Consider the following 26,497-nt stretch of genomic DNA (forward strand, 5'->3'; position numbering starts at 1 on the left):
GCCTCGGCGCCGTCCGTGGCCCCGCGGCTCGCGGCCGCCGACGACGGCCGCGCCGCCGCTTCGTGCGTCGCACCGAACGCTGTCCCTCACGCGGCTCGCGGCGCCTCCAGGCGCACCCGCCCGGCGACGAGAACCTCGTCTTTCGCCGCCGCGGACGGAAAATCCCGCGTCAGCTGCGGCCCGGGCCGAGCGCTTTCGGGCCCGAATTGCGCATCCACAGGTAGCCGACCCCGCCGAGCAGCAGGATCGGCCAGAACACCAGCGCCGCGTAGGCGACCGCGGCCGAGCTCACGCCGGTCAGGGCGGCGGCGCCTGCCGCGGCCCCCGAGGTCGCCTGGCGCTGCTTGCTGTAGGCGTAGGTGGCGCCGGCGGTGCCGCAGCCGATGATGAGCGCGAGGAGCATGAGCGGGCCTCCTGAAAAAGCGGTGTCTCGCAGTATAGACCTTTCGTGAGGCGGGGCGAGCGGACTGGACGCCGGGCGGACGGCGGCTGATACTTCCGGCCGTGGCAGACGACCGGAAGAGCAACAGCGCCCGCGATGCGCGGCCCGGGGCCTCGGGGCCCACGGGTGGACCGCAGCAGGACCGCCAGCGGCGAGACCGTGGCAGAGGTCCGCGGGAGGGTGGCGAGGGAGGCGGCGAGGCCCGGCCTCCGCGTGAAGGTGGAGCCGAGGCCCGGCCCCCGCGCGATGGCGAGCGTCGCGAGCGGCACGGCGACGGTCCGCGGCAGGGCGACGGCCCGCGGCGTGACGACCGTCCCCGCCGCGACGACCGTCGCGACGACCGCCGCGGCGGACCGCCGCCCCGGCGCGACACCTCGTCGCCGCTGACCGCCTCGCTCTTCAGCGCCGTGCAGGACAAGGAGATGCCGTGCCGGATCGCCGGCTGCGACAACACCTGGACCTGGTTCGCCGCCCAGCAGATCCGCGGCTTCGGCCAGAAGGCCCCCGAGCGCATGTGCGACCAGCACCTGGCGCAGTTCAGCGAGCTGAGTGACCGCGAGGTCCACTGCCGCACGCCCGGCTGCCCCAACACCTGGTTGTGGAAGCGCGGGGCCCAGCTCGCCGAGCTGCAGCGCCACGGGCGGCTGAAGAAGCCGGCCCGCCTGTGCAACGAGTGCGTGGCCGCCGAGCGCGACACCACCGACGCCGAGATGCCGTGCAAGGTCGAGGGCTGCCGGCGCGGGTGGATCTGGTCGCGCGACGCCCAGCTCCGCCACCGCCTGTGGGTCCTGCGCCAGCGGGCCCGCGCCCGCGCCGTCGAGGCCCGCGCCGGCGAGGCCGTCGCCGACGAGCCGGCGCAGGAGGTCGCGGCGGCGGTCGAACCTGCCTCTGGGGACCTGTCCCCGGAGACCGGTGCGCCTGTCTCTGCCGACATGCCCCAGGGGACAGACGAGACCGCGACCGCGAGCGCCCCGGAGGCCGGCGAGGCCCACGAGGACGGCGAGGCCGGCAAGGCCGGGCCGGGCAAGAAGCGCCGGCGCCGGCGCAAGCAGCACGTCCGCGCCGTGCCGGACCCCGAGGGGCCGCCGCAGCGCATGTGTGGCCTGTGCGCGCAGAAGCTCGGGCGCCTGGCCGCGCGCGAGGTCCCGTGCAAGGTGCACGGCTGCGTGCGCACGTGGACGTGGGACCGCGCCGGTCAGCTGCGGGCCTGGGTGCTGTCGGGCAGCGACGACGTCGAGTTCGACCCGCCCGCGCCCAAGCGCATGTGCGAGACCTGCCGCGACTTCTGCCGCAAGCACCCCGACCGGGAGATCCGCTGCGGCCGGCCCGACTGCGAGTCGGTGTGGATGTACAAGACCGGCGCCCAGCTGCAGGCCTTCCTGGCCGGTCGCCTGCAGGACCCGCTCAAGCTGTGCGACGAGTGCGCCAAGGGCGAGTTCGCCAAGACGATCGAGGAGGCCGGGCTGCCCGAGGGCGCCGAGATCATGCCGTGCGTGGTCCCGGCGTGCGGCGGCACCTGGGTCTACATGCCGGGCCAGCGGCTGATGCACGTGCCCGAGGGTGAGCTCGCGCCCGACCGCATGTGCCTCAAGTGCAAGCGCGAGCGCGGCCTGGCCCCGCCGGAGGCGGCCGCGGACGAGCCCGCCGCCGAGCTCGAGGTCTCGCCCGAGGACACCGAGGTGTCCGACGACGACGGCGACGAGCTCCTCGCCGACGACCCCGAGCCGGCCGCGCACGACGACGGCGCGCCCGACGACGGCGCGCCCGACGACGGCGCGCCCGACGACGAGGCCCTGGCCGACGACGCCCTGAGCGACGAGGAGTCGGCCGCGTCCGACGAGGCCGCGGTCGCGACTTCGGATTGACGGCGCGCGGCGTCGCGTGCGAGCCTCCCCGGGCGCACGCGACGCTGCTCGTTCGACCGCGTCCTCTCGCTCCTGGGCCCCTCGGGTCCGCGCCTCTCCCAGCGACTCCGACCGCTCCCGCGTGCGCGCCCTTTCCGACCCGACCCTCGGCCTCGCCCGGGTCAACGGCCGAGGGCGCCTGTGCTTCGGCGCAGGTCCCCGGGCACAGGTCACTTCATACAGGCCCTTCCGCACAGGCTCTTTCGCACAGGTTCTTCGAGACAGGTCCCTTCGACCATGGCCAACCCGCTCCCGCGCTCCTTCGCCCTGGCCGAGACCCGCCGCCGCTACGAGGCGACCCCGCGGACCCTCGACGACGACCTGCAGCGGATGGCCCGCGGCGACCGCGGCTGCCTCGGCGACGCGGTCGCCGGCGTCGGCGCGCTCGGCATCCTCGTCTCGGGCGTGCTCGGCTACATGGGCCTGCTCGGCATGGGCTTCATGGCCGTGTTCGCGGCCATGCTGATCGCCGGCTTCGTGCTCAGCGCCGCCGCCCAGACCCGCAGCGGCCCGGCCCGCTACAAGGCGCTGACCGAGGGCCCGCTGGCGCTCGGGCGCGTGCTGCGGGCCGACCCGGCCCTGTTCGAGCCCGGCGACGTGCCCCACCCCGCCCTCGTCGTGTTCGCCGTCGACGCCGCGCACCGCTTCGACCCCGCCTACCTCCACGGCGTCGCCGCGGCCCTGCTGGCCCTGCGCGACGCTCCCACCGCGCCGGCCGACCAGGCCGACGTCGCGGCGATGCTGCGCGACCCCAACCGCGTCGCCCCGCTGCAGCTGCCGCCCGCCCTCGCGGGGGCCGGCGAGGCCTGGCTGGGGGTCGTGAGCGTCGACCCGCGGCGCCTGCCCGCGCGCCGCGTCGAGGACGACCTCGTCCCGGTGATCGCCGCGCCCGGCCTCGGCTTCGTCGAGCACGTGTGAGCGGCTCGCCCGCGCGCCTGCGCCGAGGGACCTGCCCGATCTCACATGTCCTCTCGCACAGCCGAGGCGTCTGCCCGCAGCCGGCCTCGACACCCTGCGGGGCCCGGGGTATGAACGGCGGGGGGCCCGCGCGCGCCGCGGCCCCGCGCTCCGTCGCCGCCGAGGACCCCGTGAAGCAACCTGTCCGAATCGCCCTGTCCGTTGCGCTCTGTCTCTCGGTACCTGGCTGCAAGACCAGCCAGCCGACGAGCCAGCCCGAGCCCGCCCCCGTCGCCCCCGCGGAGCCGGCCCCGACCCCGGCGGCCGAGGGGCCCGAGACGTGGGTCGGCGCGGTCGAGCTGCCCGGCGACGGCAAGCTGCGGTTCGTCGCCCATCTCGAGCCGCCGCGGGCCGGCGACGCCAAGCCGGCGTGGAGCGGCCGGCTCGACATCCCGGCCCAGAGCGTCAAGGACTTCCCGCTGCAGGACGTGCACGTCGCCGCCGACGCCGTCGACTTCGTGCTGGCCCCGCCCGGCGCGCCGGAGAACCAGTGGGCGATCTTCAGCTTCGAGCGCGAGGCCGGGGCCGACGAGGTCAAGGGCACGCTCAGCCAGGCCGGCCAGAGCCTGCCGGCCACGGCCCGCAAGCTGAAGCCCGGCGAGCCGGTCGACGTCGCCCCGAAGCGGCCGCAGGAGCCGAAGCCGCCGTTCCCCTACGCCACGCGCGAGGCGGCGTTCGCCAGCGCGGCCAGGGACAAGGTCGCCCTCGCCGGCAGCTTCACCCTGCCCGAAGGGCCAGGTCCGTTCCCGGCCGTGGTCCTGTTGACCGGCTCCGGCGCGCAGGACCGCGACGAGGCGCTGATGGGCCACCGCCCGTTCTTCGTCCTCGCCGACCACCTCACCCGCGCCGGCTTCGCCGTGCTGCGCTTCGACGACCGCGGCGTCGGCGGCTCGAAGGGCTACCTCGACAAGGCCAGCCAGCTCGACCTCGTCGGCGACGCCCGCGGCGCGCTCGACTGGCTCGCCCAGCAGCCCGAGGTCGACAAGACCAGGCTCGGCCTCGTCGGCCACAGCGAGGGCGCCATGATCGCCGCCAAGACCGCCGCCGCCGACAAGCGCGTCGGCGCGATCGTCATGCTCGCCGGCCCCGGCGTCAGCGGCAAGGACATCCTCGTCCAGCAGCTCGTCGCCCTCGCCCGCGCCCGCGGGGTCGCGCAGGCCGACATCGACGCCCAGGTGGTGCTGCAGAAGCAGCTGCTCGACGGCCTGGCCGGCAACAAGAAGCGCGCCGACCTCGAGGCGATCCTGCGCAAGCTGGTGGCCCTGCAGGCCGGCGACGCGGCGACGCCCCAACAGGTCGACGCGCTGGTGAGCGCGTCGCTGACCTCGCTCGACACCCCGTGGTTCCACGACTTCCTCAAGGCCGATCCCCGGGTCGACCTGCGCAAGCTCAAGAAGACCCCGGTCCTCGCGCTGATCGGCGCGCTCGACCTCCAGGTGCCCGCCGACGGCAACATCCCCGAGCTGCAGCAGGCGCTCGCCAAGGCCGGCAACAAGCAGGCCACCGTCAAGTCGCTGCCCGGCCTCAACCACCTGTTCCAGCACGCCAAGACCGGCTCGCCCGCGGAGTACGGCGACATCGAGGAGACGATGGCCCCCGAGGCCCTCGGCGAGGTGTCCGGCTGGCTGCGCACCAACCTGTCCGAAGCGCCAGGCAAGTAGCAGCCGCCCGGCTCGGCGGCGGATCCTCGCGCCCCGAGCCGAGCGCCGAGCGAGCTCCCCGCACGACTCCCAGGTCTGCGCCGCCCGGTGAACGCCGCAGCGCGCACGCCCCGTCGAACGAGAGGTTGACGATCTCGTCGTCGAGCCTCGTGCCGAGGCGCTGCGACGACTGCATCGCGCCGGACGGATCGAGCCGCGGGCGCGACGGCGTACAGGGGCCGTCCCGCAAATTCGTGAGACGCGCCCGGAGGGCCTCCCACGCCGCCGATGACATGTCCTCCGGGACATGGCGAAACTCGCCGCCGGCAGCGTGCGAAGCCGCGTGAGCGGCCGCTGCCGGCCGTCGCCGTCACGGCGACACCGCCCGTGTCATGGCCCCGTGTGTATGTATGCGTCGCAGCGGCGCTCGGGCCGGCGGAACGTCGGTCTGCGCGCTGCGATCGCCGTCCTCGCCGCGCTCGGCGGATTGTGTTTGACAGGTACCTGTCGAATTCGCGACCGTGCCCCCCGTGGCACGATTGACGGCGGCGGGTCTCGCGTTCTCCGAGCTCATCCTCGCGGTGTTCCGCGTCAACGGCCTCGCGCTCGCGGCCGGCGATCGTCTGGCGGCGCCCTCGGGCCTGACCAGCGCGCGCTGGCAGGTCCTCGGCGTCGTCGACCACGGCCCGGTCACCGTCGCCGACGTCGCGCGGACGATGGGCCTGCGGCGCCAGAGCGTGCAGCAGACCGCGGACGCGCTGGCGCGCGAGGGCTTCGTCGACTACCTCGACAACCCCGCGGACCGGCGGGCCAACCTCATCGCCCTGACCCGGGCCGGGCGCAGGGCCCTGCGCGCGGTCGAGGCCCGCCACGCGGCGTGGGCCTCGCGGCTGGCCGCGCGGGTCGACCTCGACAAGCTGCGGGCCACCGTCGCCGCGCTCGACGACGCCGCCACGCTCCTGGGCGCCCCGCCCCCGCCGCGAGCGCGCCGCCGACGAAAGGACTGACGACCATGCACCCCGAGACGATGATCCCCGTGCTCCCCTCGGTGTCGCTCGCCGACACCCTGGCCTTCTACCGCCTGCTCGGCTTCGAGGTCACCTACGAGCAGACCCGCCCGTACGTGTACGGCTCCGTCCGTCGCGGCGGCATGGAGGTGCACTTCATGGGCATCAAGGAGCTCGACCCGAAGGACGCGTACAGCACGTGCCTCGTGATGGTCCCCGAGGTCGAGCAGCTGCACGCCACCTTCGCCGGCGCGCTGCGCAGCGGCTACGGCAAGCTGCCGATCGCCGGCATCCCGCGGATCACCCGCATGAAGCCCGGCCAGACCCGCTTCACCGTGGTCGACGTCGCCGGCAACTCGCTGGTCTTCATCAAGCAGGGCGCCGGCGGCGGCGAGGACGAGGACCCGCTCGAGGCTGTCAAGCGCCGGCCCGACGAGTCGCGCCTGGCCCACGCGGTCCGCTTCGCCGCGCGCCTGCGCGACTTCAAGAATGACGACCCGGCCGCCGCCAGGGTCCTCGACCTGGCCCTCGCCCGCCCCGAGCCCGGCGACCCGCTCGAGCGCGCCCGGGCCCTCTCGGCCCGCATCGAGCTGGCCGTGGCCCTCTCCGACCCGGCCCGCGCGGAGACCCTCCGCGCCGAACTCGCCGCGCTGCCGCTGTCCGCCGACCAGCGCGCCGAGCTCGCGGCGGAGCTCGAGCGCGCCCGCGAGCTCGAGCGCTCGCAGGAGTGAGCCCGCTCATCAGGACATGTCTTCACAGACATGTCCATTTCGACATCCACCGCTGCAGCCGCTCTCGCTCGCAGCATCGACCTGCCCTCCTGGACATGTCCGCTTCGGCATCTCTCGCTGCAGGCCACACGACTTGGGCGGTCGCGGGTGCCCCGCCGCGGCAAGGCCGTCCACCGCGCCGGCCTCGCCGACCAGCGGCCTCCTCCGCGCGCATCCCCGCGAGGAGCCCGACCGCCGGCGCCCACCTGCAGCCCCCCGGCCCTGCGCTCCATCGTGTCGACGTGCCGCGCCCCGCTCTCCCGTCGCTCGCGCTCGCCGCGGCCGCGTGCGCCCCGTCGGCCGACACCGCGCCTCCCGGCGGCGACGAGTACCCGCCGGTCGTCAACCCGTACGAAGACGTCGACCTCGCGCCGGAACCCGACGCCCCGACGTGGCACTCGCTCGGCGGCGTCGTCGCCGAACCGGCGGCCACGCTCGGCGCCGACGGCCGCATCGAGGTGTTCGTGCGCGGCCGCGACGACGCGCTGTGGCACATCCATCAGGTCGCGCCGAACGGCGGCTGGTCGGAGTGGTTTTCGCTCGGCGGTCGGCTCGGCGGCGGCGCGGTCGTCGGCGAGGACGGCAACGGCCGCCTCGACCTGTTCGCCCGCGGCCGCGACGGCGCGCTGTGGTACCTGCGCCAGAGGGGACCGCATCACGGCTGGTCGAGCTGGGTCCGCCTCGGCGGCCAGCTCTTCCCCGGCGATCGCCCGGCGGTCACCCGCGGGCTCGACAACCACCTCGAGGTCTTCGTCCGCGCCCGCGACCGCCGCGTGCAGTACCGCCACGAGCTCGGGAGCGGCGCGTGGAGCCCGTGGGTCACGCTCGCCGGCGAGGCCGCCGGCCCGATCGCCGTCGCCCGCGAGGTCGACGGCCGCCTCGCCATGTTCGCCCGCGGCTTCGACGACGAGCTGCTACACCGCCGCCAGCGCGAGGTCGACGGCGCATGGGAGCCCTGGGCCGCGCTCGGCGGCCGGTTCGGCGGCGCGCCCGCGGTCGGGCGCAACCGCGACGGCCGCCTCGAGGTGTTCGTCCGCGGCGTGACCGGCGACCTGCAGCACCTGTGGCAGACGGCCCCGGGCGGCGCGAAATGGTCGGCGTGGGCCTCGCTCGGCGGCGCCGCGAGCGACCTGGTGGTGCTCTCCGACGCCGAGGGCCGCCTCGAGGTGTTCACCCGCGGCCGCGACTTCGCGCTGTGGCAGATCGGCCAGGTCACGCCGAACGGCAGCTGGACGCCCTGGACCTCGCTCGGCGGCGCATTCAGCGATCTGCCCGCGGTCGCCCGCAATCAGGACGGCCGGCTCGAGGCGTTCGTGCGCGGCGCCGACGACGCTCTGTGGCACCGCTGGCAAACCAGCCCCGGCTGCTGCTGGTGAACCAGCGCGATCCTTTATAGGGGCCGCCCCGCGATCGACCTGCCCCGCGGGACAGGCCGCGGCGGCCGCCGCGACCTGTCCTTCAGGACATCACGCCCGGCGCGCCCGCCAGCGCTGCCACAGCGTCTTGCCGTGCTTCCACGCCCACAGCCCGACGAAGATGTAGACCTCGAGCGCCAGCAGCAGCAGCAGCGGGTCGTAGGGCGCGCGCAGGCGGGTGTCGCCGAAGTAGATCGCCGCGGTGATCATCAGCGCGAGCACGTGGATGGCGATGAGGCCGTAGCTGGCGACGGTGCGGCGCATGAACAGCGTCGACAGGCCGAGCACCACCGGCAGGGTGACGAAGGTGGTGTAGAGGCCCTGCCACCAGATCGCGCGCGGGCGCCACAGGTCGCGCCCGGAGTCGGGCCACGGCGTGTTGTAGCCGGCCAGCAGCAGCATGTTGACGATCCCGTACTTCACCTGGCCCAAAAGCCCGGTCTTGCGGATGCACTTGGCCATCAGCGCGTCGAGGGCGGCGGCGTCGGCGATGTAGCCGCGGTACTCGAGCTCGGGCCCGAGCGCCGGCTGGAGCTGGACCCACGAGCGCGGCGCCGTCTTGGCCCGCTTCTCGAGCTGGATCAGCGGCGGCGGTCCGAAGCGGATCTTGCCGCGCCCGGGCTCGGTCGGGGTCGCGGTGGCCTTCTTGTTGTGACAGCGGCCGAACAGCTGGTTGAACTTGCCGTTCTCGCTGACGAGGCCGACGCGGCCGGTGTGGTGGTACATGCGCGCCGCCGAGAACCCGAGCACCAGGCTCAGCGGGATGCCGGCGTAGACCAGGTGACGCCAGCGCACCCGCGGCATCTGCTTGCGGAACACCAGCCAGACCACCCCGAACAGCGCGATCGACAGCAGGATCTGCGGCCGGCACGCCGTCGCCAGCCCCGCGGTGATGCCCGCCGCCCAGGCGTCGCGGCTCTTGCCCTCCTGCACCAGGCGCAGCAGGTAGAACACCGACATCATCATGAACACGCCGAACGGGATCTCGCTCAGCGTGTAGCCGCCGAGCGAGATCAGCGGGTAGTAGAACACCAGCAGCGTGCCGAGCAGCGGCGGCACCCACTTGTACGGGCTGATGCGCGCGGCGATCCGGTAGGCGTAGGCGACGATGCCGGTGCCCATCAGCGCGTAGGCGACGCCGATGGCGGTGAAGTTGTCCTTGCCGAACAGCGCCTTGACGAGCGCGAGGATGAAGTGCGTGCCGTAGGGGAAGAACGCGTGGTACTCGTTCGGCGCGCCGAACTTGTCGATCATCTGGTCGGCCCGCGAGACGTAGCCCTTCATGTCCGAAGAGACATAGTCGCCGAGCGGGTGGACCACGAGGTTCCAGTGCAGGCGGACGAGGAAGGCGCCCAGCACGATGACGAGCGGCCAGCGGTTGCGGTAGAGCCAGTCGAGAGCGCGTTGCACGGGATCGGAGGGGGCGGAGAGTAGCAGCGTTCCGGACCCGGCGGGGAGGCGCGGGCGGGGCCTCGCGGCCCGGAGTGCGAGGCGGGCGCGGGCGCGCCCCGGATGCAGATGCGCAGCCTCACGGGCGCCCCGAGACGGGACGCCCGCGAGGCGACCATGGCGCTCAGTTCTGCGGGAACTCGACCCAGTGCGCGTCGCTGAGGTCGGCCAGCGCGCTCGCCTTGATCCCGACGTCGCTCAGCGTGAACACCTGCTCGCCGATCACGATCGACCGCCGCAGCATCGGCGACCAGCCGCACCCGTAGTACTCGTCCCAGCAGTCCTCGACCACCGGGTCGGGGTGCTGGACCTCGCCGATCTGGACGATGCCGTCCTCCTTGTCGACGCGGAAGCCGAGCGCGCCCTGCTCCCAGAGGTAGTTGTCGTTCTGGTCGTAGCTGCCCCACTCGAGCGGGATCATCGCCAGCTGGGTCTTGCCCCACCACAGGAACGCCTTGTGGTCGAACAGCGCCTCGGACCAGCCCCAGTCCTCGCCGATCGCGACCTTGTGCAGCTGCTTCGGCGCGGCGTCGTCGGACACGTCGAACAGGCTGAGCTGCATGCCGAGGATCTGGCCGTCCTCGGTGCCGTCGCGGCCGACGCCGAGGATCAGGTCCTCGCCCACGGGGTGCAGGTACGCGCTGAAGCCGGGGATCTTGAGCTCGCCGGCGACGACGGGCTTGGTCGGGTCGCTGACGTCGACGGTGTAGAGCGGGTCGGTCTGGCGGAACGTGACGACGTAGCCCTTGTCGCCGATGAAGCGCACGCCCTGGATCTGCTCGGTCTTGCCGAGACCGCCGACCTGACCGATCTGCTGCAGCTCGTCGCCGTCCTGGCGCAGCACGCTGACGAAGCTCTCCGAGGTGTTCTGGTCCCAGCCGAGGCTGTCGGTGCTGGCGACCCGCAGGTCGCCCGCGAACTCCGACATCGCCCACTGGCTCAGCAGCCAGCCGCGGACCTCGCCCGAGGCGACGTAGTTGGCGCGGGTGCGGTCCTTGATGTCGAACTTGTGGACGTAGGTCGTGCGGCCCTGGTCCTCGGGCGAGGCCTCCGGGTCCCAGTCGGCCGGGTTCCACGGGGTCGTCGCCACGTACAGGTTCTCCTTCGAGGCGTAGACCGTCTCGCCCTCGGAGAACACGCCGACGCCGCCGGTCGGGGCCAGGTGGCCGTCGAGGTCGACCGTCAGCACGCCGAGGGTCGACAGGCCCGAGTAGACGCCGGTGTGCATGACGTCGTCGCAGGCCAGCAGCACGCCGCTGGTGATCTCGCCTTGCCCCTGGGACAGGTCCTCACGGACATAGCGCGGCAGCCAGTTCTCGATCGTCGAGGCGTCGATGGCCGACTTGTTGAACACCTTCGACTGCGCGAGCGCGATCTGCCACAGGTGCTCGTAGAGCGCGTCGCTGCCGCCGCCCTGCTCGAAGGCCTGGTAGTCGAAGAACTCGTACGGCTCCTTGAGGTGGATGCCGTTCGGGGCCGAGCGGACGACCACGCGGGCGACGCCGTCGACCATGCGGGCGCTGACCAGCTCGCCGGTGATGTGCAGGTTCGACACGACCTTCATCGCCTCGGGGTCGCTGATGTCGACCTCGATCAGGCGGGTGACGCCGGCCCAGTAGTCGGGGCCGAAGTACTGCTGCAGGTCGAGGCCCCCCGCCTGCGGCGCGCCCTCGTAGTCGTAGTAGTACGGCCAGGTGCGGACCAGCAGCAGCGCGCGGTCCTCGTGCATGAAGATCTGGGCCTCGTACAGGTCGGCGCCGAGGTCCAGCGAGCCGCGCAGCGTCGGCGACGCGCCGGACACGTCGACGAAGTGCAGCTGGCCGCGGGCGAACGCGAGGATCCGCTCGCCGTCGGTCTTGACGACGTCGGGCTCGTCGACGCCGGCCTCCTGCACGTTGGTGCCGGAGTAGTCCTTGCCGCCGTCGTCGCCGCCGTTGCCGTCGCCGGGGGCCGGATCGCCGTCGCCGCCGTCGTCGAAGCCGCCGGTGCTGCCGCCGCTGCCGCTGTCGCCGCCGGCGGCGTCTTCACCCCACCAGCCCTGGCTGTAGTCGTAGCCGTAGAGGTTGCCGTACTTGTCGATCAGGCCCTTGGCCTGGCCTTTGGTGTAGTCGAGCAGGTCGTCGCAGCCGTCGAAGCTGTAGAGGACGCGCGGGCTCTGCTCCGAATCGGGCTCCTCCTTGTCCGAACAGGCGGTGGCGAGGGCGCCGAGGAGGAGGAAAGCGGGGAGCGCAAGGGCGGTGGGGCGAGACATGAGCGTGTTCTCCAGAGAAGTCGGCGACGGGGGGTCGCGGGACTGGACAGGTCAAGGACGCCGGGGGGTCTTTGCCGGCGTCGCGGGGCCTTGAGCACAGCGCGTGCCAACGGCCCCTGTGCCGCTCCGGGCGGCCGTTCTGGCGTTTCGGTGGCGACAGCGCCGATCACCCTGCCGGGGGTGCGACCCTGGCGCCCGGACGTCGGCGCCACCCTGCGGCGCCGCCGCTGCGACGTTTTTTTCACGAGTTATCACACACCGCGCAGAGCCCTTCTCACCCGCAGCTCACGGCGCGCGAATTTGGCGCGCGATCCGCCGGCCGCGGAGCCGGTGCTGTCTCCCGGATCACACATCAGAGAAACATAAAGACAGGGCCTTTAGGACAGGTTGTTTGGGACATATGTGCATTGCCCGCCCAAACAGCTGAGTCCGCAGCGGGCGCCTCGCCGCGTTGACATGTTCTTGATGTTGACGAAATCTTGACGGCAGAGGTGCTCGAATGAAAACCGCGAAACTCCTCACCATCGCCGCTTCGTTCACGCTTGGGCTCGCCATGACGGGTGTTAATACGGCGTACGGATCAGACGACTCGCAAAACGACGAAATCGACGACACCGACCGCGTCGTCGAGATCGACGGCGAGGACGCCGCCGGCGGCGAGGACCTCCTGGAGGTCGAGACGAGCGACGTGCGCCTGCCCTCGGCGCGCCACGGCCAGCGCCTGACGATCCCGGCCAAGGTGTTCAAGCCGAAGCTGGCGAAGACCGCCGGGCGCGCCCCCGCGGTGCTGATGATGCACGGCTCGGGCGGCCTGACGAAGATGCCGGGCAAGAAGCAGAAGCAGATGAGCCAGGACCCGTGCAGCCCGCAGCTCGAGGACCAGTACGAGCGGTGGGGCGAGGAGCTGGCGCAGCGCGGTTACGTCGTGCTCATGCCCTCGAGCTACTCCGCGCGCGGCTTCTGCGACATGCACGTCGACAAGGAGCGCATCCCGGACACGTTCGACGAGCGCCCCGAGGCGATCCTGAGCCGCCTCTACGACATGGACGTCGCCGCGCGTTACCTGTGCGAGATGGACGAGGTCGATTGCGACCGCATGGGCGTGATGGGCTTCTCGCACGGCGCGACGATGGCGATGCTGGCGCTCCACTGGCAGATGGACCACGCGCTCGATCACTACCGCAAGCATTCGCCCGACCGCGAGGAGATCGACTTCGAGATGCCGGACCTCCCCGGCAAGCCGCCGCGCTTCAAGGTCGGCATCGCCTATTACCCGGGCTGCGGGACCGACGGCTTCCTGCCGCGCGAGACCGACGACGGCGCCGACATCCGCAACAAGTACTTCCCGAGCTCCGACCTCTACGTCCTCCACGCCTCGAAGGACGACCTGGCCCGGATCTGCACCGTCGACAGCTCGGTGAAGGACGCCACCGGCGAGCGCGAGATCCAGTCCGCGCAGGTCGCCGCCGAGCGCGGCGTCGACGACAACTATCACATCGAGGTGTACCCCGACGCCGGCCACGGCTTCGACTCCGACGAGAAGGAGATCAACGAGCCCGGCAACCCGAGCGCGGCCGCGCACGCGCGCAAGCTCGCGCTGCAGCAGCTCTACACCCACTTGAACTGAGCGCATTCGCTCGGCGTGAGCGCCTCACGCGCACCGTACACCTGTCCTTTGTGCCAGATGAATCAATAGACCATCAATGCCCGACGGAACCGGATCAAAGCCGGTCCGCCGCACACTGGGCCGCCGACGTGACGCAGGTTGCTTGTCGCGTCGGCGGCCTTTCCTACGCTCGGAGGCGTTACAGGGGGGGCATTGTATGCCATCGAGAGTGGAAGGCACGGTTGCGTATACTCGTAGGATTGCGTCCTGGGCGGCGCTTCTGACCTGCGTCGGCGCCTGTCCGAGCGAGGATATCGGGGTCTCGAGCGCGACCGAGGGAGGCAGCGGCACCACCGATTCGGCGCTCCCGGGCACCGGCGCGAGCGAGGGCGTACCGACGACCACCAATTCGGGCGTGTCGGGCTCCGGCGGCGATAACCTGACCGGCTGGGAGACCACCGGCGCGGACGACCCGGTCGGGCCGTGCGCCACCGATCCTCTATGCGACATCCCGCCGGAGGAGCACGAGCCGACCAACAAGCCCGACGGCCTCCCGAGCCCCTTACCCGGCGTCTACGACGACCTGGGCCCGGCGCCGCTCGACAACGGCTTCCGCTCGCTGATGGGCTTCCCCAACCGCCAGCGCGAATTGCTGGAGGAGCGGGTCGCGGCGATGTACGACCCCGACAGCCCGAGCTTCCGCGACTACCTCACCGTCGACGAGTGGATGGCCGACCACGCCCCGCGCACCAAGGACGTCGACATCGTCAAGGCGTGGCTCAAGTCGCGCGGCTTCACCATCAATTACGAGGCCAAGAACCGCCTGCTCGTGCACTTCAGCGGCAGCGTCAAGGACTTCAACGAGACCTTCGACACCGAGCTGCACATCTGCATGCGCAAGAACCCGCTGCACAGCGGCGACCCGTTCCCGGTCTACTGCACGCTCGAGAGCTTCACCCTGCCGATCTTCGTCGCCGAGCGGACCCATGGCCTGGCGACCGCCGACCTGCCGGCCGAGACCGGCACGCTGACGAAGGAGGTCGGCGACGTCGTCGAGGACTACCCGGGCGACGACGCCCACGGCCCGCCGGCGTTCTACGGCGCCTACAACATGAACAAGCTGTTCGCCGACGGCTACGACGGCACGGGCTCGGCGATCGGCGTGGTCGGGGCCGGCACCTACCACACGATCGACCTGCAGATCTTCTGGAAGTCGTTCGGCATCGAGCGCGAGCTGCCGACCCGCGTGGCCCTGATGGAGCCGGTGTTCGAGCGCATCACCGAGACCTCGCTCGACACCCAGTGGTCGTCCTCGCTCGGCCCCGGCGCCGACGTGTTCGTCTACGAGGGCCCCGACGCCCGCAACACCGCGCTGCTGTTCGCCTGGAACGAGGCCATCGGCGACAACAAGGCCGACGTGGTGACCACGAGCTTCGCCCACCGCGAGGACGCCGAGGCCAAGACCCTGCGCCACCAGTACGACGAATCGGCGCTGATGGGGGCCGCGATCGGCATGACGCTGCTGTCGGCCAGCGGCGACTCCGCCAACCCCGACACCCCGTGCAGCAGCCCGTACGTCACCTGCGTCGGCGGCACCAACCTCGTCGCCACGCCGACCGGCGTCATCTCGTCGGAGCGGGCCTGGTCGATGTCGGGCTCGGGCAATTCCAAGTCGTTCGCGCCGCCCTACTGGCAGGAGGCCGACGTCGACAGCGAGACGCGCGCCATGTGCGACCTGGCGCTGTCGTCCTCGCCGGAGAACCCGATGTGGATGCGGCGCTGGAAGAAGTGGGAGGCCTACGGCGGCACCTCGTTCGCCTCGCCCGCGTTCGCCGGCATGGTCGCGGTGGTCAACAGCTACCGCAAGGCCCACGGCAAGCCGCGCGTCGGCTACCTCAACCCGGTCATCTACCTCCACGGGCCGACCCGCGCGACCTTCCGCGACATCACCAAGGGCGCCACCCCGTACCACTCGGCGGGCGTCGGTTGGGACTACCCGACCGGCCTCGGCGCACCCGATATCGCCGCCCTCGCCGCGACAATCCCGTGAGCCCCCGCGCGGGCCCTACGCCCGCGCCCAGCGCTGAGGCAGGTCGACTTCGGCCTGTCTTGTGGAACGTGGACCCCGGGGAGGCGCGTGATGACACCCTTCGAAGTGCTCCCGCACGGCGGGCTCGACCAATCGATCCTCATCCCGGTCCTGGTCGGGGTCTACGTCGCCCTGTTCTTCACCGAGACATTCGGCTGGGTGTTCGTCGGCCTCGTCGTGCCCGGCTACCTCGCCTCGGTGCTGGCGCTGCAGCCGACCACCGCCGCGGTGATCGTGCTCGAGGCGATCGTCACCTACCTGCTGGCCCGCGGCCTCGCCTACGCGCTGGCGCCGACCGGCGTGTGGGCCCCGTTCTTCGGCCGCGACCGCTTCTTCGTGATCGTCCTCGCCAGCGTGCTCGTCCGCCAGCACGACCAGCTGTGGATCTTGCCGGCGCTGTCCGCCTGGCTCGAGGTCCAGCTGGGCACCGAGCTGCCGCCGGTGCGCGAGTTCTACAGCATCGGCCTGGTGCTGGTGCCGCTGACCGCCAACATGCTGTGGAAGCCGGGCCTGGTGCGCGGCCTCGGCCCGCTCGCGGTCGTCGTCGGCCTGACCTACGCGATCCTCGAGCTGGTCCTGCTGCCGCTGACCAACCTGTCGCTGTCGTCGTTCGAGCTGCTCTACGAGGACTCGGCGATCGACTTCCTCGGCCACGCCCGCGCCTACGTGCTGCTGCTGACCACCGCCACGCTGGCCGCCCGCTTCAACCTCCGCTTCGGCTGGGACTTCGGCGGCATCCTCGTGCCCGCGCTGCTCGGCCTGCTGTGGTTCACCCCGCTCGAGATGAGCGTGACCCTGGCCGAGGCCTGCATCCTGTGGGGCATCACCAAGCTGCTGCTGCGCTACTCGCCGCTGCGCCGCTACAACCTCGAGGGCCCGCGCAAGCTGGCGGTGGTGTTCAGCCTCAGCGTCGCGCTCAAGTGGCTCCTGTCGCTGGTCGTCAGCGTCACCTTCCCCGGCGTGCGCGCCCGCGAGCTGTTCGGCTTCGGCTACCTGCTGTCGACCCTGCTGGCGATCCGCATGCTGCCGAAGAAGGCGACGCGGCGGGTGCTGCTGCCCACCATCAGCACCGCGTTCGCCGGGTGGCTCATCGGCAGCGCGCTCGGGCTCGGCCTCGACGTCGCCGCCCCGGTGCCGACCCCGGTGCCCGCCTTCAACCCGCGCAACACCAGCGATCGCCTGCTGCGCAGCGAGGCGGGCGCGCTCGCGCTGGCCCACGTGCGCGCCGAACTCGCCCCGCCGCGCCTCGAAGCGCCGCCGGCGGCCGCGCTCATCGCCCACGCTGAGGCCTGGTCGGCGCTGGCGGCATGGATCGCCGCGCCGACCGACGACGCCGCCGCGACCGCTCGCGACGCGGCCGCGCGCGCCGACCTCGGCATCCACGCGATGAGCGCTCCGACCGGTCTCTTCCATCATGTCTCTTACGCCATCTCACCGATCGAGCGCGGCGTCGTGCACACCAGCTGGCCCTCGGCGCTGGTGGTGCCCGGGGCCAGCGGCCCGGCGATCGTCGTCCCCCGCCCGGCCGCCGAGGCCCCCGCGGCCGAGGCCGCCGGTCCCCTGTGCGCCGCGCTGTCGTGCCGCCTGGTGCTGGTCGCCGGGCGCGACCAGGTGCCCGGCGTGATCGACACGACCTTCTCGGCCGCGCTGGCGCGCCTCGCCCCCGAAGGCGCGGTCGAGCTGCGCGCCGACTTCGACGCCCCGCCCGGGCAGCCGCTCGTCCACCTCGAGCCGGGCGCCCCCCTCGGCATGGCCGCGCTGCAGTCGAGCGCCCCGCGCGGCGGCGCCGTCCTGCCGGCCATGGCCGCCGCCGAGGGCGCCCCGCCGCTGCCGCTCGGCCCCGCGTGGGGCGAGGGCCGCCGCGCCGTCGTGCGCATGCACCCCGAGACGATGCGCGCCAGCCTGCTGCGCGACGCCCCCGAGATCCGCACCGCCCCCGCGCTCATGCCGTGGCTCGCCGAGCAGGTGCGGGCCTGGAGCGAGCGGCCCGACAGCGGCCTGGCCGCGCCCTCGGTCGCCGAGCTGACCTTCCTCGAGCGCCACGTCGCCGAGCCGCTGATCCACGGCTTCACCGAGGACCGCGCGCTCGCGGCCCGCTTCGCCCGCCTGGTCGACGCCGAGGTGTGGCAGCTGCGCGACTGCGGCTCGCGCCGGCCCTGCCGCGCGCTCGTGGCCAACGGCGAGATCCTGGTCCTCGGGACAGGCCCCTCCAAGCTCGTGATCGAGGCGATCCGCGTGCCCGAGGAGGCCGGCACCTGGCGCCTCGCCGCCGAGCTGTTCAGCGCCGCCAGCGGGCGCGCGCTCCTGATCGCCATCAGCCGCTCGGGCGCCGGCACCTCGGCGTTCACCCCGGCGCAGGCGCTGCACCAGGCGCTGTCGTCCGACGAGGCCGGCGCCCCGCGCACGATCGTGCAGATCCGCGGCCTCGGGGCCCGCCCCGGCGCGCCCGCGGACGCGCTGGCGATCGGCCGCCCGCGCGCCGGCGTCGGCGAGCTTCCGCCTGTCCTTTCGGACATGCTCACCATGTCCGGCCCGCTCGCGTTCGTGCCGCGCTGGCGCCTGCTCGAGGACGCCCCCGAGCTGGCCGCGCTGGTCGGCGTGCGCGACGCCCTGATCGCCTTCTCGGCCGCCTTCACCGACGACGCCGCCGCGATCTTGTGGTTCCCGCCGGCGCTGCGCCGCGTCTACGCCGTCGGCGACCCGTGCCTCGACCTCCGCCGCCTGTCGGCGCTCGACCTGGTGCCGACCGGCCGCGGCTGCGCGGCGTGGGTCCGCGACGAGGCCGCGATGGCGCTCGGCGGCGCCGCGCCCGGCGTCATCGATGTCCGTACGGCCATGTCCAAAGGGACAGCCAAGGAGGAGCCGCCGGCCCGCCGCCCGGCCCGCGCGAGCGAGGCCAAGGAGCCCGAGGGCCGCGGCAAGCCGGGCACCGTCACCGCCACCGTCGCGGGCACCGACTTCATGACCGCGCTGGCGCAGGTCGAGGCCTACGCCGAGTCGAACAACCTCCACTGGCTGCGCCTCGTGCTGGCCGAGCCGGGGCTGCGGCTGCAGGCCGGGCTCGGGCGGACCACCGGGCGCGGGTTCCTCTCGCTGTGCGAGACCGGCGCCGACCGCCGCTGCGCGATCGTCTGGCTCGGCCCCGCGCTGCCCGGGCGGACCGTCGTGGCGAGCAAGATCCGCGCCGTCGGCCCCGCGCTGTGGCGGCGCAACCGGACCCTCCTCGTCGACGGGGAGGAGCGGTGATGCTGCCCGCATCGGACACGCAGTGGCGCCGCGGCGCGACGCAGGCCAGCCGCCGCTTCGCCCTGCCGACCCTCGTGGCGATCCTCGCCGCCGTCCTGCTGGCCACCCGCGGGCCCGCGGCGGTCGAGGACGAGGCCGCCGACGACATGCTCACCGCCACCAGCGAGCGCATGATCGCCTACGTCCTGACCCCGGAGCACGGGCCGCGCTTCCGCCTGCCCGGCGGCCCCGAGCTGCTCCGCGTCAGCGCCCACCTGGTGCTGCCGAGCGGCCAGACCTACGTGGCCTCCCGCCGCTACGCGTTCGGCATCGAGGCGACCCTGCGCGCCCCCGACGGCGAGGTGCTGTGGCGGCGTCACCTGTCCGATCGGACCGATCAGACCAAGGCCGGCTACAGCGAGGGCGGCTGGATCTACGAGGCCGCGTTCGCCGCCGATCACCGCTACGAGCTGTCCGACAGCGCCGGCCTCGAGCTGGCGCTGCCGAGCTGCCCGCCGGGCTCGACGATCGAGCTGCGGCTGTCCGAAGAGACAGGCATCCTCGGCCCCGACGGCAACAAGATCGTCGTCCCCTTCAACAACCCGAGCGCGCTCGTCCGCGTCCACCGGCGCGTCGACCTCGGCCTCGCCGGCGAGAGCCTGCGCCGCAGCGCCACCCAGGCCGCGCTCGGCAAGGCCCGGCTGGCCGCCTCGACCTTCCTCCCGTGGCACGCGCTGCGCGAGGCCCACCGCGCCCACGCCGAGGCCGAGGCGTGGGAGCGCATGCCCGCCGAGGGCCGCGCCGGCGTCGACTACCGCGGCGAGAGCGTCTACGTCGCCGCCGGGCCGCCGCCCGCTCCCCCGCCGCCCGAGGCTCCGGCGCTGGCGATCGCGCCCGGTCAGTCGGCGCTCGTCCACCTGCTCGGACCCGGCGTCGCCACCGTGCGCACGCGCGGCACCGCGACTGTCTCGACGGACATGCCTCAAGAGATAGCCGTGCGCACGCGCTGGCTGGGCCCGTTCCCCGCCGGCCCCGAGCCGCCGCCCGCGGCCCCGCCGGTGTCGCTGCTGTCGATCCCGATCACCGACGCGTGGCAGGAGCAGGCCATCCCGCTGACCGCCGGCTGGACCACGCTCGAGCTGTCGACCGCCGTCGGCGCGGCCGACGTCCAGGTCGTCGCCACCGACGGCGCGCGCCACCCGACCGCCGACGAGGCCGGCTTCGAGACCGCGCGCGAGTCGACCTTCGCCGCCCTGCGCCTGCCCGCCGAGACCGAGCGCTCCGGCTGCGCCGGCGCCCGCCTGACCCACCGCGCCGCCTGCACGCTGACGACCCCGCCCCCGCCCCCGAGCGCGCTCATCCCGGTCGACCTGCGGACCCTCCCGCTCTACCGGATCGGCCCCGACATCGCCCCGCTTGCGTTCAACCTGACCGGCCCGAAGGACATCTACACCCGCACCCTGCGCTTCGACGTGCGCTCGTTCGGCGCCGTCACGCCGGTCCGCCTCGGCCTCGAGTTCCTCGACGCCCGCGGCCAGGTGATCGCCGGCGAGGAGCTGATGGCCGAGCCGCTCAACCTGTCGCAGTTCGAGCGGGTGCGCCAGCCGTCGTCGTTCTTCGCCGAGTCCGCCGGCGGCGGCGACGAGGAGGACGGCCAGCCCCCGTCGCTGCTGCCGGCGCTCGGCCTGGCGCTGGCCGAGCGGCCCGTCAGCGAGCCGGTCGCCCTGCGCCTGATCGCCCCGCCCGAGGCCGTGCGCCTGCAGATCGCCGGCGACGCGTCCGCCCTGCTCGACGTCCGCACCGTGCTGCCGCCCCCGGCCGACGAGGTCGGCGGCTCGCCGTGGGTCTGGCCTTACGACCAGGTCGTCATCGACGACGAGCGCTGGCGCTACGCCCCGCGCCGGCGCGACCGGTGGTTCCCGCTGCGCGCCGAGGACCACGCGCTGCGCCGCGCCGCCGGCCAGGTGATGCCGCTGCAGGCCCAGATCCGCCGCGAGTACGAGCCGCCGCGGCCGACCACCGAGGGCCCGTGGGTGACCACCAAGCCGCGGGGCGGGGCCCAGCGCCTCGACATCCTCGAGCTCGTGCCGCCCTCGCGCCGCGCCGAGGTCATCGCCAGCTGGGGCCCCGGCGACGTCTCGGTGCTGCGCCCGAACACGCTCGAGCGCATCGACCTCCGCCACGGCTACGCCCGCCCGACCCGCATGCGCTACCACGCGATCGGCGGCGGCGTGCGGGCGCTCGGCCAGAACATCGACATGCAGATCAACGACACCGACAGCGACTGGCTGATCACCGCCCGCGCCGAGACCCGCCGGCTCAAGCGGCCCAAGGGCGGGCTCTTGTCCCTCATTTGGTCATCAGGACCCGAATCCGTGCGCATCATCGTCAACCGACCCACCCTCTCCGGCGCGCCGATCTACACCGCGCGCCAGATCTACCGCCTCGCCGACGGCCCGCTGACGGTCGACGTGCCCAAGCGCGCCGGCGCCGTCGAGGCCCTGCACGTCGTCGTCTACTGGCTCGAGGGCGCCCCGACCACCGCGACCTCGCTCAAGATCGCGATCGACGGCGGCGCCCCCAAGCGCCACAGCGCCCGCGGCGTCAACATCTCGCAGGCCGAGCACTCGGTCGTGCTGATCCCCGACTCCTCCGCCGAGCTGCTGCGGACCGACCGCGACACCCCCGTCCGGGCCCAGCGGACCACCTTCACCATCCGCCTCGGCGACGACCTCGCGCCCGGGCGCCACAGCGTCACCTTCCACCGCGAGAGCGGCTCGCCCGTGTGGCTGCGGCTGTTCCGCGAGGCCCCGAAGAGCCGCAGCGCCGGCCGCGACCTCGAGCTCAGCCATGACGACTGACCTCCGCACGTCATGTCCGTCCGGACATGCCCGATCGCTCACCCGGGCCCGCTGGGGCGCGCTGCTGCTGCTCGCCGTCGGCTGCCAGGGCCGCGCCTGCCGCTGCGGCGACCAGCAGGAGCGCGACACCGACGCGGGCCGCCCCGCCGTCGCGCGCTCGACCCAATCGGACCGATGGGACATGCCCCCATGGTCAGGTCCCGAAGACCAGCCCGCCTCCGCCGCGCTGACCAGCGAGCGCCCGCGGCCGCCCGCCGCGCCGCTCGACGCCTTCACCATGATCGACCCGACCGAGCTCCGACACCGGCTGTGGACCGAGCCGCCGCCGCCCTTCTACATCCCGCCGACGCCCGAGCGGGTGGCCGCCTTCGAGGCGCTGATGCGCGGCCTGCTGGCCACGCCCACGCCCGAGCCCGAGGCCCTCGGCGACCTCGCGTGGGCCGCCGGCTACGAGGTGCACGCCTGGTACGTCTCCGGCCAGCGCCTGCTCGCCCTCGTCGAGCCGCGGACCCACCAGACCGGCGGCGGCGCCTACCTCGTGCGCGTCGAGGCCGACGCGACCGCCGCTCGCCCGGTCATCCTCCAGGCCCCGCACGCCTTCCACGACCTCGGCACCGAGCGGATCGCCCTCGCCCTGGCCCTGCGCGGCAGCGGCTGGCCGCGCGCCCTGTTCGTCAACACCGTCCACCGCTACCTCGACACCGACGGCGAACGCCGCGAGCGCGACGCCGCCCCGGCCGACCCCTGTCACAACCCCGATCATCTGTTCTCGGTCGCCACCGCCGCCGCGCTCGACGTCCTGCCGCGCGCCGAGGTCGTGCAGATCCACGGCTTCAGCGAGGACGACGACCCGCTCGGCCCCGCCGCGGTCGTCAGCGCCGGCGACCGCGTCGCCGCCACCGCGCGCACCCGCGAGGTCGCCGACCGCCTGCGCGGCGCTCTCGGCATCGACGTCGCCCTGTTCCCCGAGGACCGCACCCGCCTCGGCGCCACCAGCAACGCCCAGGGCCGGCTGGTCCGCGCCCGCGGCGGCGCGGCCCGCTTCGTCCACCTCGAGCTGTCGCACGAGCTGCGCCGGCGGATCCAGCGCGACGCCCGGGCCCTCGCCAGCCTGGCCGACGCGCTCCGCCCCGACCTCCGCGACCCCGAGGAGTCGCTGTCGCTCACCCCACCCGCTCGCCCGCTCTGACCTGTCCTCCAAGACATTTCCCTTCGGACATTTCTCCAATCGATACGCCCGCCCGTCCGCTCACCTGCCAGCGCGCGTTGCCGACATTCTCCTCCGCACGTCCGCCCGTCCCAGTCGTCGCCTCGAACCTCTGCCTGCGCGCCGCCGCCCCAATTCCCTCCACACATTCGCCGCCCGCCCGCTCCGACCTGCCCCTCGCCTCCAACCTCTCCCCGCCCCGCGCCCCCTCCGCCCATTTGCCCCCCGCCCGCTCCGACCTGCCCCTCGCTTCGAACCTCTGCCCGCCCCGCGCCCCCTCCGCACATTCGCCTCCCGCTTCGAACCTCTGCCCGCCCCGCGCCCCCTCCGCACATTTGCCGCCCGCCCGCTCCGACCTGCCCCTCGTTTCGAACCTCTGCCTGCCCCGCGCCTCCTCCGCACATTCACCCGTCCGCCCGCTCTAACCTGTCCTTCGCGTCGAACCTGTGCCCGCGACCCCGACCGGGCCTTCACTTCCAGCTCCCCGGCGTTCCCCGCCTCCGCACATTCGCTCGCCAACTTCGACCCGTCCCTCGCTCGCACATCGGCTGCGCACCGCCCCGCACAATCCGCGCGCCGCCCGCCCCCACGATTCCCCGCCCAAAATTCCCGTGCGCCCCTGACCTGTCCGTCCCGACATTCGCCCAACCCCGCGCGCCGCCAGATCTCCCTGCGTCCGCCCCTCTGGCCATTCGTCCGTCCGCGCCGACCTGATTCTCACGACATTCGTTCATCCCCGCGCGCGCCGGTTCTCCCGTCGACACCGCCCCCGGCTCGCCATGACACGTCCTTTACGACATTGCCCTCCGGCCATCCACCCTCCATTCGTCCCGCTCCGCGTCCTCCGCGCGCCCTGACCTTTCCTCCCCGCCATCACCCTCCGATCGCTCGCTCGCCCGCCCGCGCGCACCTGTCCCTCCCGCCATCTTCGCATTCGCCCCTCCGTGTCGCTCTGGGCCCCTCCCCTCCAGGAGCACCGCCGTGTCCACCCGCCTCCACATCGCCTTGTGGCTCCTCGCCGCCGTCGCGCTCGTCCCTCACGGCGCCAGCGCCCGCCCGGGCCGCGCCGCCGCGCCGCTCGCCGATCCGGACCTGCGCTCCGCCGTCGACTGGCGCCCGGTCGAGGTCGTGCCGGTGGCGCTGCCCGCGGGCTCCGCCCCGTGGCCCGCGGGCCCCGCCCCGTGGACCGCGACGCCCGGTCCCGGGACCGAGCCGGTGCACAGCGCCGTGGTCGGGCCCGAGGCCGGCGCGGTGGTCAAGATCCCCGCCCTCGCGCCGCTGCAGGTCCGCGCCGAGCCGGCCCGCGGCGGCGGGCGAGCGGCCCCGCTGCGCTTCTGGCGCCGCTCGGGCGGCCCCGACCGGGGCCGCGCGGCCGTGCTCGAGCCGGCGATCGAGGTGTCCCCGGGGACATGGCTTTTAGAACACCCACCCGGCGCCCCCGGCGACTGGCTGATCAGCGCCCCCGAGCCGACGCGGATCACCGCCCTGGCCCCGGCCCCGCGCGCCGGCGAGCTGATCTGGGAGCACGTCGCCGGCGCCGTGCTCGAGTGGATCGACCGCGGCGGCGACCCCCCGCCGCTGCCCGACCGGCCCGACTTCGCGGCCCTGCGGCGCGAGCTGCTGGCCGACGCCGCCGTCGCCGCCGCCTTCCGCAAATCTGACCCCGAGGACATGTCCTTGCAGAAAGCCGTGCAGGCGTGGCGCGCCGCCGCCGCGGTCCAGCGGATCTCCGCCCTGCGCCCGCCCGGTCGCCCGGCCTTCGCGCTGGCGACCAGCCAGCACCCGCTGCCCGGCACCTCCGCGGTCGACGTCGACGGCCGCACGTTCCAGCGCAGCCCCGGCGGCCGCGGCTGGGACCTCGAGCTGACCGGCCCGGGCGTGGCGTGGATCTCCGCCAGGCTCCTGGGACAGGACCCGAAGGCCAGGATCTCCGTCAGCGCCGCCGGCCGCCGGCTCGCCCGCGAGCGCCTCGCCCCCGAGGTCGTGTGCCAGCCCGACGCCCTCGAGTGCCGCCAGGGCGGCCCCGAGCGCGACCTCGCCGTCCCGCTCGCGCCCGGCCGGCACACCTACCGCCTGCACGTCGACGGCGACGCCGCGCTGCTGCAGGTCCGCGCCGGCCGCTCGCTCGAGCGCGTCGCCACCGCCCTCCGCCGCGAGGGCGCCGACGACCTGATCCGCCAGGGTCACCGCGCCCTGGCCCGCTCCCGCTCCCCGCGGGCCCCGCTGGTCGACGCCCTGCTCGCGCTCGTCGACGGCCGCCCGCTGCCGGCCCTGCGCCGCCCCAAGGCGCCCGCGCTGGCGCTCACCCACGACTGGCTGCAGGCGCAGCAGGACGGCCTCCCGCTCGCTCGCCGGCGCGACCTCGCCTGGTCCCTGGCCCGCACCGCCGACGCCGTCGCCGACCGCGACCTCGCCGCCCGCGGCCGCGCCGCCGGCATCGAGCTGCTCGAAGGGACAGACGACGTCGGCCTCGCCCGCCGCCTGCTCGGCCCGCGCCCGACCGAGGCGCCCGCGCGGGCGCTCGCCGCCGTCGCGCGCCTGATCGACGGCCCGGCGCTGCCGCTCGGCAGCCCGGCGCTGGCCCTGCTCGAGCGCGCCCGCCGGCTCGCCCCCTACGACTCCGAGCTGCGCGAGGCCTACCGCGACCACTGGACGGCGACCCGCTGGTCGGCGCTGCTGCCGAGCGACGAGGGCCCGGCGCCGCTGGTGTGGATCGAGCGCCTGCCCGTCGACCCGCTGCGCGCGCCGACCAGCGCGTCGCTGTGGGCCTGGCCGAACGGACATGTGCAAACGGTCATGGCCCCGACGCTCGCCGAGGCCCCGGGGCGCCCCGCCCTCCTCCGCCTGTACACCCGCACCGACGCCTCCCTCACCGTCAGCGTCGACGACAGCCGCTGGCGCACCCTGCCGCTGGCGCAGCTCGAGCTGCTCGAGCTGGCCCTGCCGCCCGGGCAGCACGCGCTCGCCGTCGCCGGCCCGGCCGGCGGCGAGGTGTGGTCGTCGCTGCCGCCCGCGCCCGTGCGCGCCCCCGACGCCCGCCTGCTGCGCCTGTGGCAGGCCGACCCCGACCACGCGGCCCGCTTCATCCTCCCCGGCGAGCCGGCGTTCGCCCGCGTCGACATCCGCGCCCTCGACGCCGACACGCCGACCCGCATCGACCTGACCCTCAGGACAGACACCGGCCTGCGCCGACAATTCAGCGTCGAGCTGCGCCCCGCCGACAGCACCGCCGTCCCCCTCGGCGACAGCCCGCGCGTCGGCCCGCCGACCAGCGTGCTCGTCCCCCTCGACCTCCGCGCCAACAACCTCGAGGTCCGCGTCGCCGCCGGCGGCCCCCGCGTCGCCGTGTCCGCCGCCGTGCGCGCCCCCGGCCAGCGCGACGGCCTGCCCGGGCAGACCGGCCCGACGGTCGCCACGACCGGCACCGAAGGACATGCCCAATCGGACAGTTCCGAAGAGACAGGTCCTGAAGGACATGCCCTCACGACCACGTCTCCGCCCGCTCCCGCGCTCGCCGCCGGCCCCCGAGGACCTGACCCTTCGAGCATGTCCGGCGTCCCGGTCTCCAGGGCGCCCGCCGGCCCATCCACCAGGCACGGCCCCCATGACGACTCCCCGACGGCAGCGCTCGCGCGGACCAGCCGCGACCTGCTCGCCCGCCCCGACGACCCCGA

Annotated in this window: 14 protein-coding genes and 1 pseudogene; 12 read left to right on the plus strand and 3 right to left on the minus strand. The window is 73.9% G+C overall.

What is annotated here, in order from left to right; all coding sequences use genetic code 11:
* Positions 1–169 precede the first annotated feature (169 nt).
* Positions 170–403 (minus strand): hypothetical protein, encoded by a 234-nt coding sequence (locus tag K7C98_RS23500; protein WP_224193978.1) that lies wholly within the window; start codon positions 401–403, stop codon positions 170–172.
* Between the two features lie 446 nt (positions 404–849).
* Here K7C98_RS23500 and K7C98_RS23505 point away from each other — a divergent pair, with 446 nt between their 5' ends.
* From K7C98_RS23505 to K7C98_RS23530, 6 genes are all read left to right on the plus strand, one after another.
* Complete coding sequence (locus K7C98_RS23505) at positions 850–2,307, plus strand: hypothetical protein (RefSeq protein WP_224193979.1); 1,458 nt, start codon at positions 850–852, stop codon at positions 2,305–2,307.
* A gap of 276 nt (positions 2,308–2,583) precedes the next feature.
* Complete coding sequence (locus K7C98_RS23510) at positions 2,584–3,264, plus strand: hypothetical protein (protein WP_224193980.1); 681 nt, start codon at positions 2,584–2,586, stop codon at positions 3,262–3,264.
* Positions 3,265–3,434: 170 nt separating this feature from the next.
* Positions 3,435–4,964, plus strand: coding sequence for an alpha/beta hydrolase family protein (locus tag K7C98_RS23515; RefSeq protein WP_224193981.1), 1,530 nt, complete (start codon positions 3,435–3,437; stop codon positions 4,962–4,964).
* A 509-nt stretch (positions 4,965–5,473) separates the two neighbouring features.
* Positions 5,474–5,950, plus strand: a complete 477-nt coding sequence (locus K7C98_RS23520) for a MarR family winged helix-turn-helix transcriptional regulator (RefSeq protein ID WP_224193982.1) — start codon at positions 5,474–5,476, stop codon at positions 5,948–5,950.
* A 5-nt stretch (positions 5,951–5,955) separates the two neighbouring features.
* A complete protein-coding gene (locus K7C98_RS23525) occupies positions 5,956–6,681 on the plus strand; it encodes a hypothetical protein (RefSeq protein WP_224193983.1) in 726 nt (241 codons plus the stop codon).
* Between the two features lie 281 nt (positions 6,682–6,962).
* Positions 6,963–8,096 carry a hypothetical protein gene (locus tag K7C98_RS23530; protein WP_224193984.1) on the plus strand — a complete coding sequence of 378 codons (1,134 nt, stop codon included), beginning with the start codon at positions 6,963–6,965 and terminating at the stop codon, positions 8,094–8,096.
* A gap of 90 nt (positions 8,097–8,186) precedes the next feature.
* On the opposite strand, the gene K7C98_RS23535 is transcribed toward K7C98_RS23530, so the two are convergent.
* Together K7C98_RS23535 and K7C98_RS23540 are read right to left on the minus strand one after the other, a co-directional pair.
* Entirely contained in the window at positions 8,187–9,545 is a 1,359-nt protein-coding gene (locus K7C98_RS23535; protein WP_224193985.1) for an ArnT family glycosyltransferase, read from the minus strand.
* Between the two features lie 163 nt (positions 9,546–9,708).
* Positions 9,709–11,835 (minus strand): beta-propeller domain-containing protein, encoded by a 2,127-nt coding sequence (locus K7C98_RS23540; RefSeq protein ID WP_224193986.1) that lies wholly within the window; start codon positions 11,833–11,835, stop codon positions 9,709–9,711.
* 499 nt (positions 11,836–12,334) lie between these two features.
* On the opposite strand from K7C98_RS23540, the gene K7C98_RS23545 reads away from it, so the two are divergent.
* From K7C98_RS23545 to K7C98_RS23570, 6 genes and pseudogenes are all read left to right on the plus strand, one after another.
* Positions 12,335–13,462, plus strand: a complete 1,128-nt coding sequence (locus tag K7C98_RS23545) for a dienelactone hydrolase family protein (RefSeq protein ID WP_224193987.1) — start codon at positions 12,335–12,337, stop codon at positions 13,460–13,462.
* Positions 13,463–13,670: 208 nt separating this feature from the next.
* Complete coding sequence (locus tag K7C98_RS23550; protein WP_224193988.1) at positions 13,671–15,491, plus strand: S53 family peptidase; 1,821 nt, start codon at positions 13,671–13,673, stop codon at positions 15,489–15,491.
* A gap of 90 nt (positions 15,492–15,581) precedes the next feature.
* Positions 15,582–18,776 (plus strand): poly-gamma-glutamate biosynthesis protein PgsC/CapC, encoded by a 3,195-nt coding sequence (locus K7C98_RS23555; RefSeq protein ID WP_224193989.1) that lies wholly within the window; start codon positions 15,582–15,584, stop codon positions 18,774–18,776.
* The gene (locus K7C98_RS23560) at positions 18,776–21,616 is read left to right on the plus strand and encodes a hypothetical protein (protein WP_224193990.1); all 2,841 of its coding nucleotides are present in this window, start codon (positions 18,776–18,778) and stop codon (positions 21,614–21,616) included. Before K7C98_RS23555 ends, K7C98_RS23560 begins: the two co-directional genes overlap by 1 nt.
* Positions 21,606–22,805, plus strand: a complete 1,200-nt coding sequence (locus K7C98_RS23565; RefSeq protein WP_224193991.1) for a hypothetical protein — start codon at positions 21,606–21,608, stop codon at positions 22,803–22,805. The genes K7C98_RS23560 and K7C98_RS23565 overlap by 11 nt, the downstream gene beginning before the upstream one ends.
* A gap of 999 nt (positions 22,806–23,804) precedes the next feature.
* Positions 23,805–26,497, plus strand: a pseudogene (locus K7C98_RS23570) (hypothetical protein); the annotation flags it as partial.

This window comes from Nannocystis pusilla, assembly GCF_020073745.1.
GTDB classification, from domain to species: Bacteria; Myxococcota_A; Polyangia; order Nannocystales; family Nannocystaceae; genus Nannocystis; species Nannocystis radixulma.